This is a genomic window from Paenibacillus sp. FSL F4-0087, assembly GCF_038020215.1.
Lineage (GTDB): Bacteria > Bacillota > Bacilli > Paenibacillales > Paenibacillaceae > Paenibacillus > Paenibacillus taichungensis.
In genome coordinates, this window is the sequence record NZ_JBBODJ010000001.1 from 1,488,500 (window position 1) to 1,501,654 (window position 13,155).

General features: G+C 48.1%; 7 protein-coding genes. 1 reads left to right on the top strand and 6 read right to left on the bottom strand.

Annotation, left to right across the window (positions count from 1 at the left end; all coding sequences use genetic code 11):
* Window positions 1-92: 92 nt before the first annotated feature.
* The gene (arfA, locus tag MHB84_RS07175) at window positions 93-1,598 is read right to left on the bottom strand and encodes an arabinosylfuranosidase ArfA (protein ID WP_076290192.1); all 1,506 of its coding nucleotides are present in this window, start codon (window positions 1,596-1,598) and stop codon (window positions 93-95) included.
* Between the two features lie 179 nt (window positions 1,599-1,777).
* On the opposite strand from arfA, the gene MHB84_RS07180 reads away from it, so the two are divergent.
* On the top strand, window positions 1,778-2,686 hold the full coding sequence (locus MHB84_RS07180; protein ID WP_083678974.1) for an ArsR family transcriptional regulator: 909 nt from the start codon (window positions 1,778-1,780) through the stop codon (window positions 2,684-2,686).
* Between the two features lie 87 nt (window positions 2,687-2,773).
* Here MHB84_RS07180 and MHB84_RS07185 read toward each other — a convergent pair whose 3' ends face one another.
* The 5 genes from MHB84_RS07185 to MHB84_RS07205 form a co-directional block, all read right to left on the bottom strand.
* A complete protein-coding gene (locus MHB84_RS07185) occupies window positions 2,774-3,553 on the bottom strand; it encodes a C40 family peptidase (protein WP_076290193.1) in 780 nt (259 codons plus the stop codon).
* A 425-nt stretch (window positions 3,554-3,978) separates the two neighbouring features.
* Complete coding sequence (locus MHB84_RS07190) at window positions 3,979-7,254, bottom strand: glycoside hydrolase family 48 protein (protein ID WP_076290194.1); 3,276 nt, start codon at window positions 7,252-7,254, stop codon at window positions 3,979-3,981.
* A gap of 119 nt (window positions 7,255-7,373) precedes the next feature.
* On the bottom strand, window positions 7,374-10,322 hold the full coding sequence (locus tag MHB84_RS07195; RefSeq protein WP_256716864.1) for a glycoside hydrolase family 9 protein: 2,949 nt from the start codon (window positions 10,320-10,322) through the stop codon (window positions 7,374-7,376).
* A 330-nt stretch (window positions 10,323-10,652) separates the two neighbouring features.
* Entirely contained in the window at window positions 10,653-12,389 is a 1,737-nt protein-coding gene (locus tag MHB84_RS07200) for a methyl-accepting chemotaxis protein (RefSeq protein ID WP_256716857.1), read from the bottom strand.
* Window positions 12,390-12,591: 202 nt separating this feature from the next.
* On the bottom strand, window positions 12,592-13,143 hold the full coding sequence (locus tag MHB84_RS07205; RefSeq protein ID WP_076290195.1) for an undecaprenyl-diphosphatase: 552 nt from the start codon (window positions 13,141-13,143) through the stop codon (window positions 12,592-12,594).
* Between the last annotated feature and the right edge of the window lie 12 nt (window positions 13,144-13,155).

Below are 13,155 nucleotides of genomic sequence, written 5' to 3' on the forward strand. Positions count from 1 at the left end.
GTTTATAGTTGAGGAACACAACGATCCCAAGTTATCTCCACCACTGGAGTGCTCAGTGTAACCCTGAATGATTCCTCGACTCATTTCACCTATTATTGAACTTTCAATCGAATTACGTTCCACGAAGCTTTGGCCAGGCTTGCCGTGATCAGTGTATCAGATACTTCTGCATCACCACGATTATGCGGAGCAACGCGATTCGGCTGTGCTGCGGTATTGGCTGCTTTTAGATCATCACTTTCCAGCACAATATGCTCAATCAAGCGGCACTTCCCAAAGCTGCGCAGATCCACTTCAAGTGGAAGTGATTCTTCCAGATGACGGTTTACAGCGAAAACAGTTACTTCACCCTGCTCTTCGTTATGCACCGCAATGCCCTCCAGATAAGGAACATCCGTAATTTGTTTGGTGTCATATTTCGGGGACTGGATCAACGGTACAAGTGCTGTTCCACGTCCAAACACGGAAGCATGCATGAACGGATAGAAGATCGTCTGTCTCCATGCAGCACCACCATTATCGGTCATGATTGGAGCGATCACGTTGACGAGCTGCGCCAGACACGCCATCTTAACTCGGTCAGCATGTTTCAGCATGCTGATCAGCATACATCCCACAAGCAGGGCATCTTCATGGTTGTATACGTCCTCCAACTGTGGCGGAGCAATCTGCCACGGGTCCAGCTTCTTGTCACTTTCATTAGAGTGGTACCAAACGTTCCATTCATCAAAGGACAGGAACATCGTCTTCTTGCTGCGCTTCTTCGCTTTGATATAATCGCAGGTCGCTTTTACCGTATCAATAAAACGATCCATCTCAAGGGAACGCGCAAGGAATGTCGGCGTATCCTGCTCAGCATTACCGTAATACTGATGGAGCGACAGATATTCAACATGATCATACGTATGATCCAGCACCGTTGCTTCCCATTCCGGGAAGGATGGCATACCCAGGGATGAACTTCCGCATGCAACCAGCTCAATCGTTGGATCTGTCCACTTCATCACTTTTGCCGCTTCAAGTGCAATCCGTCCATACTCTTCTGCTGTTTTGTGACCAATCTGCCACGGACCGTCCATTTCGTTGCCAAGACACCAGGTTTTGATGGCATGAGGCTCTTTGTATCCATGTTTAATACGTAAATCACTATAGTAGGAACCTTCAGGATGATTGCTGTACTCCACGATGTTGCGGGCTTCGTCTACACCCCGTGTTCCCAGATTGACGGCCATCATCACTTCCGAATTCGCCTGTTTGGACCAATCCACAAATTCGTTAAACCCAAATTCATTGGTCTCGATTGTTCTCCAGGCGAGTTCCAGTCTGCGTTTGCGTTCAGACACAGGACCAACAGAATCCTCCCAATTGTAACCGGATACAAAGTTACCGCCAGGATACCGCACAATCGGGACCTGCAGCTCCTTAACCATCTCCAGCACATCTCCACGGAATCCCGCTTCATTCGCTGTAGGATGACCCGGCTCATATATTCCACCGTATACGGCACGTCCCAGATGTTCAATAAATGAACCGTATAAACGTTTATCAACTACGCCAATTGTGAAATCCTTGTCTACCGTCATTTTTGCTTTTTCCATCGTGAAGTTCAGCTCCCTAAGATTAATATAAAAATTAATTGATAATCTATGGATCAACGTTCATATTTATATTAAAATCGATTACGGCACCAATTTCAACCTGAATTTTGCAAAATGTTATTCTTTTGACTGGATTTATGTTTAACTTAATTCTATAAATCAAAAATGGAGGAACAGATGTGATTAGAGCAAATACCGATGCAGAATGGTTGCCCCTATACGAAGCACTCGCGAGTGAAGTGCGTCTGCAGATTATCAGACTTGTCGCGGAGACCCCTATGAACGTGAAGGACATTGCCGCATCACTCGGCCTGAGCAGCGCAATTGTAACAATGCATGTTCGCAAGCTTCAGGATGTGGGCATTATTCAGTCTAAAATGATTCGCAAGGATGGCGGCACGCACAAAATGAACAGCCTGGCAGTCGACTGGATTGGCATCTCTATGCCACAGGAAACGGGAGCTTCCCGCAAGCTTCATGAAGTGGCAATCCCTGTCGGGCATTATACCCATTTTGATGTGTATCCAACTTGTGGTCTGGCTACATCCAATCAGGTCATTGGACAATATGATGATCCACGCTATTTTCTGGATCCCGAACGCATGCATGCCCATATTCTCTGGTTTGGACGCGGATTCGTAGAATACAAAATCCCAAACTATATCTTGTCAGGTCAACAGATCAGTGCCATTGAATTGTCACTTGAAATAGGTTCCGAGGCCCCTTCTGTCAACCCAAATTGGCCCTCGGATATTACCTTCATGCTCAACGGAATTCGACTAGGTGAATGGACAAGTCCTGGAGATTCCGGAAATGGACGAGGCATGTTCACCCCGGAATGGTGGAGCGACAGTGTCAATCAATACGGCATGCTCAAAGTGCTGCGTATTACCCATGAGGGCACATTTATTGATGGACAGCTTATGTCCGAAGTTACGCTTGCTGATATTCCCGTGGAACGCAATCAGTGGACATTACGCCTCTCCGTGGAGGAAGGTGCGCAGCATGTGGGCGGGTTGACGTTGTATGGTCAAGGATTCGGCAACTATGATCAGGATATTCTGTTCCGTCTGTACTACCAGGACTAATAAACAACAAAAAGAACCTTCCATCCCCCGTATAAGCAGAGATGGAAGGTTCTATATATGTTCATTATTTAATAAGCGTGCTGGAACTTAAAGTGCACTCCCACCAAACAGGAAACGGTACTCCCAATGTTTGCCGGAGATATCACTAATCGTTACACCGCCGCCAGCATTGGAATAAGTGTGCAGAATTTTGCCGTCACCCAGATAAATTCCCGTGTGGGTAATCGTAGCAGTGGATTTGTTCACACTAGAATACGATGAAGCCGAGCTGCCTTTGTAGGACATAAAGTACATCAGGTCACCACGCTTCAGATTTTTCCAATTGGTCTGAACGGTACCATTAGCTTTCACATAAGCACCTTGTTTACGCGAATCGGATGGAAGCTTGATTCCAAGTGCATCAATAAATGCCTGGCGGACAAAGCTTGAACAATCGAACGTAGCCGTACTATTACGACTTGCCCCAAATTCATAAGGCGTTCCCCAATATTTCATACCAGCAGCTATGACTTTCTCTACAGAAGCACTGCCTGTAACTGAACTTCCTGTTGTCGTGTTGCCTTTCACGGCTTGTGTATATTTTGAAGAAGATGATATGTATCCTGTCCGGTTACCGGAGTCCGTAACTTTATACCAGCCTGATCCGGATTTTTGTACTACCGTGACAGTCTCTCCTTTTGGCACCAAACGAACAATGCTTGCGGAAGAAGATGGCGATGTACGCAAATTAACGCCCCAGATGACTTTAACTTTTGAATTATCAACTGCCGCTGCTGATGCAGGTGTCGTTAATGCTCCTGTTGTCAGACTTCCCATCAGCATCGTTGCTGTTACACTTGCAGTAATGATCTTGCTTTTCCAGTTCATGATGTCGTGTTCCCCCTGATGTTACAGAATTTTAACCTGGCCTCATTCGCCGGGCTTGCCCCATTGTAAAACGGGCTGTCCATAACGATCATCAGTCCAAAGTCCTGTATTCGATCAGGCAGGCTTGAGCACTAAGAATCAGGGATACCTCTCATATGAGTTGGCTAAAACTGCCGCAAATCTCTTCTTTTTCAAAGGTTAAATTATTGTAACTATTTGCTGTGCTTCGTTTTAAGCAGAAATGAGACCTAAACCGAGCATCACTTAGGACATGCGCCATACGACCTATATTTTAATATTTAAATTCTATATTTGGTAAACATTACTATGGTTCATTTCCCGATTATGAGTACCTGTAATCCCACAATCATCACAAAAAAGCCGGAGATCTCTCCCCGACTTTACTGTGTCTCAATATAAATCGATTATGGCTCAATCCCCCAAGCATTAACTCCGCCAATATAAGCGGTCACTTTATTCCAGGCGCTAAAGGACGTTTTGGAAGCATCGAAAGAATAGTCATTGGTCTGATCAAAATTCGTCCAGTTGTTCTTCGAGAAGCGACCCTGGATAATTCCCGTCTCTGCTCCGGCAGCCAGACTGCCTGCCCCGGATTTGAAACCAATCTCCAGATACGTATCCGCTGTCCCTTTAGCCGGATCTACCGTCACAAAGTGTGCTTCAACGTTGGCGCTGCCAATCTGAGCGTAATCACACCAGAAACTCAGATCGGATGCACTATCCTTTGTAAAGTAATACCGCACCTTCACCTGGCTCAGATCCACTGCTGTCGTGCCTGTGTTCTTGATATTGAACTGTGGGGTCACCGCATTGCCTGACGTCCCTGAACCACCATTGCGGTATTGCACTTCAAGTGCACCTGTCGTTACAGGAGGCGCTGTGGGTGTCACCGTCACTACATTGGACAAGGTCTGACCGCTTGCATTCACTGCCACCACTCGGTAATTGTATTCGGTACCGTTCACGGCCGTGGCATCTGTGTATGTCAGTGCCGTCAGACCTGTAGCCAGATCGGCGTAGGTTCCACCTACAACCGAGCGTTGTACCTTGTAACTTGCAGCCCCGGTCGATGCGGTCCATGTTAGCACAGCCTGATTATTGCCTGCCGTTCCTGTAAGGGTTAACACTCCCGGTATGGATGTTCCCGCTTGCGGTGTTGCAGAGGCCTGAGCAGAAGGTGCAGATTCACCTGCCGTATTCACTGCGGTCACCACATAATAGTACGTTTTGCCATTGGTCAGTCCTGTATCTGTGAAGGTCGAGCCAGTAACCCCCGTTGCTACGGAAGTATACGGGCCACCGTTTACCTCTGCACGTTTTACCGTGTAAGAAGCGGCACCAGTGGATGCTGTCCAGTTCAGAACAACCTGTTCACTGCCTGCTGCAGCTGTCAGGCCAGCTGGAGCTCCCGGCACCTGAATTCCTGGGTTTCCGGCTTCACCCAGGAGACGATCATATTCTCCATACGCGGTAGCCATATCTACCTGTGACCAGAAACGGTGATACGTAAAGGTTGGTGCGCCATTTTCCCATTTTTTCGTTGTTGGATTATAAGACGTTTTGTACAGATTATCCAGATAAGCCCAAGCCGGATCTTGCTTGATGGCCGGACGCAGGTCAGAGTAACCAATGTATACGCCATTACCACCTTTGGCGGGGTCAGAAGGTACGCCAGCTGTACCCGGTATCGTGTTCCCTTGCCCGAAGGTTCCCGTCCAGTTCGCCGGAATGTAGATCTCTTTGGCGAAGAAGCGGAAGTAGTCTTTACGGACTTCTTCGGTGACAATTCCCACACCATCATTGTAATCCCAGGCTGTATTCAGCAGTTTCTCGGCCATATCTTTGGCTTCCTGTCCTTTGGTATTGAGTACGCCGCCTTCGGCTTGAGTCCCTGCAGCAAAGAACGTCAGGGCTTTGATATAACTCCCCAGTACGCCTGTGTCCTGAGCAGGATCTTTGGTTACCACATGAAAATTAGGATTGTTCGTAAAGGAACTGAACCCATTCCATTTATCCGGTTGCCCCTGCCATTCCTGGCTGCCTGGTATCCAAAATTCGCCTGGTGCAGGTGTAGTTGCAACCTGTGCATTGGTACCACCAAGAATACGCTGACCTGCCGCATTCAAATAATATCCTTCAGCATCTGTAACTGGACGTTCATCCACAAACACATAATCCTTGGACCAGTCAATCCACTTGGTAATGACTTTTTTGGCCATCTGGAAGTTCTCAGTGCTGAGGTCCCCGCTCTCGGCAAGAATGTAATACATCTCAGCTACACGCTCCAACGACCAAGCCTGGAAACCAAACCACGTGTTGGAGTCCGGGTCCCGATATACTGGAGCTTCCTGATAAGCCATGTCGTAGAACGTACTGGTTCCAGTAGGATAAGCTTTGTAGGCGCCATCAAAACTGTTCGTCGCACCACCGCCAATTGCCCCTTCGTGAGACTGCAACCAAGTGTAGAACTCCAGTTGGCGCTTCAACGATGCATTCCAATCTGCCTTGGCTGTTGTTGATTTTGGAATCAGGCCGCCTGCCGGATCAGATAAGGCATACGCTGCCACTGGATTCTGGTAAGCCTGATGCGTGTGACTGGCTCCAATCCGCCAAGCCCAGTTCCCACCCTCGCCAAGGCCGCCGCCCCATGAGGTATACCACGCCATCAGATACATATTAGAGTCTTTGCCTGTACCGGCAGTTGGTGTACCGTTCTTGGCACTTCCGATCTTCTGGAAATACTTGTCGTGCATCCCATAGCGCAGATAGTCACCCATCTTCTTCGCTTTGTCCAGATACGCTGTATTGGTATAGCCCATCTCCTTCGCCCAATACAATACCTGCACCGCACGTGCATCAGCATCCGTTGCGTTGGTATAACGCCACTGGGCTGCCGGCGCCTGGGTCTCCTTGGTGAACAGGCTCATGAAACCTTCGCCCGTTTTGCCAAACGTTTTATTGTCCTGGGATGGATGAGGGATGGCCTCCCACACAGACTCCTGCTCCCCACGCTGGAATGTATTCACATAAGCTGCCGTATGATTCGGATTAAGCAGGTTACCATAGCCGTACCAATTATCCACATCCAGCAGCCAATGCATCAGGTATGTCTGATTGTTGCCGTAGGAAGCTTTCAACTCGGCATCAAGTGGGTCTTTTCCGGCAGCATATTGACCATTAATGGCAGAAGGATATTGATCCGGATAAGGTTTTTCCGCTGCATAGGTGGCCGGGCTGTTCGGATTGTAATAACTCATCGTAGGCTGCTCTTCCTTGCCGTCACCTTCATTGACTGGGATGATGTATTTCTCCATGCTGTCCCAAGCGGCTTCCAGTTTGGACCAATCACCCGTATAGTGACCGTACATTGTTTCCAGCCAGAGCCAGTAACTGTATGCCTCGGATGTCGTCATGTGCCCATAATCCGGTGCCTCGCTCATCAGCGTTTCAATCGAGTGATACGGAATGCCCTCTGGAGAAAAATAACCGTTCGCCGGGTCCTTCAGTTGATCATACAATTGCAAAAATCGAGCTTCGTTTATTCCGTCCGCCTGAGCATCAATGGTCTGCTCTTCGGCATAAACCGTTTGGGGACCCGCCCACAAGCCGGTGTACCCGGTTAACATAACGGTGCCTGCTAGCATGGCAGACAAACTTTTTTTAGCAGCTGATTTCAACATGTACTTACCTCCCTGGAATGGTGAAATTCAATTAGAATTACTGCGGGTCTGCCCTTGCTGTTGAACTCCCTTAGGTTACGGCTCCATACCCCAGACTTTCGTATCTCCCTGAAACCCAGTTACCTGATTCCATGCGGTAAAAGCCGTCTTAGTTGCATCATAGGAATAGTCGTTGCTCTGATCGAAATTGCTCCAATTGTTCTTGGAAAAGCGCCCTGGATCACGCCCGTCTCCGCTCCAGCAGCCAGGCTGCCAGCCCCGGATTTGAAGCTGATCTCCAGATACGTATCCGCTGTCCCCTTTGCCGGAGTCAGCGTGACAAATTTGCCTTCAATATTGGCCGTGCCGATCTGAGCATAATCACACCAGAAGGTCAGATCGCCTGCACCGTCCTTGGTAAAATAATATCGGAGCTTCACCGTACTCAGATCAATCGCTTGAGTGCCTGTGTTTTTTAGATTAAACTGCGGAGTCACCGCATTGCCGGAAGCACCTGACCCTCCGTTACGATATTGCACCTCAAGCGTGCCCGTCGTGGCCGGAGGCGCACTCGGTGTCACCGTCACGATGTTGGACAACGTCTGTCCGCTCGCATTCACAGCGGCGATTCGATAACTGTACGCCGTTCCATTTACCGCTGTTACATCGATATAATTCAATACTGCCAACCCAGTTGCCACATCGGTATAAGCACCACCTACAACTGAGCGCTGTACCTTATAAGACAAAGCTCCCGTTGCTGCCGTCCAGGTCAGAATCGACTGTGCATTGCCTGAAGTACCGCTTAATGTCAGTGCACCAGGCAGCGATGTTCCAGCCTGTGGCGTGGCAGAGGCTTGTGCAGAACCGGGAGATTCCCCGGCTGAATTAACAGCCGTCACTACATAATAATAGGTTTTCCCGTTCGTGAGCCCCGTGTTCGTGTATGTCGATCCATGCACACCTGTCGCTACAGAAGTATATGGACCGCCATTCACCTCGGCACGCTTCACGGTGTATGATTCTGCCCCAGGGGATGCTACCCAGTTCAGGATTACCTGAGCATTCCCTGACACAACCTGCACTCCCGAAGGTGCAACAGGAGTGACGACCGGTGTAACACCTGGTTCCTGACCGTATATCCGTATTCCCGCATCGTAGACTGGAAGATATACACTCGTGGCCACATTGCCTGTACCCAAGCCCTGGAATGAATGATCATTATTCGCATGCCAGGCGCCTTGCGGGCCGGTAATGCGGAACTGTACCTCTTTGCGATAATGTCCTTCCCCGCCTGGATATATCTTGGTTCCAGTAAAGTCCGCTGTAACAGCGTAGATTCGTTTCGCTGCATCAAACACAACCGGTTGGGATACGGTAGCCCCCTCGGCATATGCGGTTGTAACATGGACATCGGAAACGGTGTATCCTGCAGCATAAACTTCACTCAGATCCAGGAAATAACGAAAAGACAACTTATCCCCCATCCGCGCAGGCCAGGCTGAACGATTGTTCAGTTGAGCCTTGATTTCCGTGTAATTGGAACCGGATGCCTTCACAGCAGCTTCGACAAAGAACTCATCTGTCTTCACTTCCGGAGCCGGAAAATTCGCGATGGGCTGATCATTCTGGCCGAATAACAGATTCATTTTGGCTAACGCGCCTGTAAAGCCTGCATTGTAATCGGTTGCCACCTCATTGCTGACATAGTCCCCAATGGAATCGGTATAGGCATCCGTTCCATCCGGTCCCCCAACCATCGCGCCGTATAACGTGTGACGGTGCTCTAAAGGTACATTTTCATTGTTCGTCCATGAACTGTGGGAGGTCCGGTGATGAGGGTGCTTAGGCGGATTCTGACCATAACCGACCACATAACTACTTTGGCGAGGATTATCTCCCAGAATGTAGTTCATTTGAGAGACGGCAAAGTCCTGATACCTCGCCTTCTTCACCGGATCACTGACCCAGTCGGAGTACACAAAAGCAATAAACGATGCATTCGCTGCATACCGGAGTGATCCCCATGTATCAAGCCAGGCAAGCCCGCCCGGTGTATACTTAATCCTTTGTCCATTCGTGCCTACAGACCAATAGTCCAGATTGCGCTCCGTGGATTGAATGAACCGCGTCGCTTCCGGCATGTTCAGACTCGAAGTAATGCGGGCCAGCAGAATCTGTGCTCCGTAATGTTTGTCATCCCAGCCTTGGGTCCATGTATAGGCCCAGTTCCCGTTCTGTCCATCCGCTTGCCACAGATTCGCCGTAGCAATCGCTTTGGACAAGTAAGCGCTATCATTTGTCGCCATATATAACCATGTTGCTGCCCAGACGAGTTCATCATAGTAACCTGTCCATGAATTGTAGAACGATTGAGCATCTGTAATGCAATCCGAGTATTTGCCTCGATACGTATCTGCGAAGCTGTAAAGTTCCTTCGCATGCTGAAGCAGTTTGTTGGCATAAGCCGGGTCACTGTCACGGAACACAATGGATGAAGAAGCGAGTGCAGCTGCAGTTTCTCCCGCAAGTTCACTTCCCGGACAGGATGCATCGATCTTATAAGCAGGACGGTTCATCTGCATCACTTCAGCAGGGCCCCACCAGGCATGGTCTGTATTGCCTGCTCCAACCTGTCCCCATAATTCATTTGGTTTCGTATGCGCTTTCACAAAATAGTCTGTAGCCCATCTCAAGTTATCCTTAATCTGCTCCAGTTGCCCTGCCTGCTCGTATCCCTCACGGTATTCCATAACAGACCAAGCTAACATCGTAGCCGAATAGGCCATGGGCAGACCAAATTTCACATGATCTCCAGCATCGTACCACCCTCCGGTCAAATCAACCCCAACATCCGCTCCGTCATTTAATCCGGAATCACCACGCCATTCCACCCGATTGTCTTCGGGCAAATTCCCTGAACGCTGTGTTTCATAGAAATAAACCGCCTTTTGTAATGCCTCCGCATAGTTATGATTCCCGGCAGCCGCATCTGCCTTACCACTCCATGCCTGTATGGATGTACTTCCTGCCAGTAGTCCTACCGATAACGCGAGGATAGCGATTCGTCTCCACCAGCTTCCCTTCATCTTCAACCATTCATCTCCTTTTGCAATAGTCGTCTCGTAATTTTCCAATTACACTGATGTAATGACCCGCTCCTTTCTATGGTGTGACTCCATGTATTTCCACCATTAATTACCATTATATCCTTTTGCTCCAGTTGCAATATCAGCGCTGGTGACTTCTGAAATAACATTGTTGTGACATGTTTGGGTAGTGATATGACAAAAAAGACTGCCCCTCATATCGCTTGAACGCAATATGAGAAACAGTCCTGATATTTTGAATAACCCGTGCTACAGGTTGCATGATGATCCATGGTACTATCCAGTCTGAACACCCTACTTTTGGATCGTTTACACTCTGAATTTGTTGATTTGCTCCTGCAACTCTTCAGCCATTTTGGACAAAGAACCTGCGGACGAAGCGATCTCTTCCATCGAAGCCAGCTGCTGCTGGGTTGCTGCGGATACATTATGCACCCCACCTGCTGCTTCTCCAGCGATGTTAGAGATCTGATCCACATAACCTACAACTTCATTCGTACTTGCTGACATTTCCTCCGAACCTGCAGATACTTCTTGGATTTCACCAGCGACCTTGTTCACTGCATCCGAAATCTGCTCGAAGGCTTGTCCAGCCGCTGTTACAATCTCAATGCCGGCTTCCGTTTCATTGCTGTTCACTTTCACAGCCTGCACGGCATGATCTGTATCCTTCTGAATCAATTGGACAAGATCCGTAATCCGCTGCGCGGATGTAGAAGACTCCTCTGCGAGCTTCCGTACTTCTCCGGCTACAACTGCGAAGCCACGTCCGTGCTCACCTGCACGTGCCGCTTCAATTGCTGCATTCAATGCAAGCAGATTGGTCTGACGGGCAATATTGTTGATAACCTCGGTAATGGTACCAATCTCTGCGGAGCGTTCTCCCAACCCTGTAACCAGTTCTGTCAGTGATTCAATGGAGTTGCGAACAGATCCCATCTGTTCAACAGCCTGCTGAATAATCATATTTCCTTCGGCTGACTGATTCGCTGCATCAACAGCAGATACGGATACACTTTGAGCAAGCTCAGCAATTTGTTCCGAACCAAGAGCCATCTCACTCATCGCCTGTGAAGAACGTTTCACCATATCTACTTGATCCGATGTACCTACAGCCAATTCCTCAACCGTCTCGGAAATCTGTTCCGACGCCCTTGTATTCTGCTCAGCACTCGCGAGAAGTTCTTCCGAGGAAGCGGCTACCTGTTCGGATGTCATCGATACGGATTGAATCATCTCCCGCAGGTTGCCAGTCATCACATTGAAGGAGTCGGCCAGCGTTCCCAGCTCATCCTTGTTCTTGAGAACAATCTTCTCACTGGTCAGATCCCCATCTGCAATCAACATCGCTGCTGCATTCATCTTCTGTATTGGACGTGAGATGATGCTTGCAATGAAGAAGGCAATAAACATGGCGACCAGGAAAGCAACAATAGTGACTCCCAAAATAATATTAAATGCTTGTTCAGCAGACTCAACCGATGCATTCGTTGCTGCATCCGACAGTGAGTTCCCCATCGTGATTAATTGAGCAATGGTATCATTCGCTGTATACCATAATGGATATGCCTCTGAATGCAATCTGCTGGCTTCTTCGTAATTGTTAGCCATGCCCAATTTCATAAATTCCGGCATTTTCGCCAAATACGCCTCATAGTTCGTGCTAAATGTATTGTACATTCCCACTGCTTCGGTATTGCCTGAGATAAGTGAAACCAGTTCCTTGCGCTCAATCGCAATCTTGGCTTGGAGCTGTTCCAACACTTCATTCATCTTGGTGATTTCAGTTGGATTCGTTTCGACAATTATGGCAAGAGCAAGCCGTTCGACGTCGGAAACATCACCATTCATCATCCCGAGCAGGCTCACACTGGGCATCCACATCTTGTCGATCTCATCGGCCTTTTTGGACATATCATGAATTTGGGTTAACGCATAAATGCTTACAAAAGCCAGTAAAGCCACTACCATTAGAAATCCAGTCAGTAATTTCATTCGAATTGTTAATCTCAATTTCTTTGTCACGTTTCCCCGCGAGTCTTTCATGTTCCCCACTCCTCAACTAGTACATATTTATAGTATATCGACACGTATCGTCATGAATTGTATATATGAGAATTCGATTTTTTGTAAATTTCAGTTAACTTCGAAATAAACACAAAAAAAGCCTTAAGTCTTTGGCTCACCAAAGACTTAAGGCTTTCATATCCGAAACTTCTCTTCCAATCCCTACTATATTCAACCATTTCTAACGGAAAATCCGCCGATGAATGTTAATGAAGAAATCAGGAATCGACTTGGTGTAATTACGCGTAGCAATCAAGATTACACTGACCAGGCTACCCAGAATAAATCCACCGAGGATATCCCCAGGATAATGTACACCTACATAAACCCGCGACACTCCTGTCAGCACAGCAAGCAACAGCATCCACATACCGAAGCGGCGTCCAATAAAAAACGAAGCTGCAGCTAGCGCAAATACAAAGGAAGCATGTTTACTTGGAAAAGATGGATCTGGCACATGCGGAACCAGTTGATTCACCGTGCCTTCCATGAACGGCCTTGGATGACCTACCACAGGTGAAATTCCCCATTTTGCCAGAACAAGTGCTACGATCGAAGCTACACACGCATAAAACACAATTCGTTGCTTCGACGGGTTGCCAAGAAACCACACAATCACAAGAAGCCCTATCATAACCCAAACGGCATATTCAGCGGATGTAATCATAAACCAGTCCAGAAACGGAATACGATCAGCAAACTGGTTGATCCAATTAAATACAGATTGATTCATAACAGTCGTTTA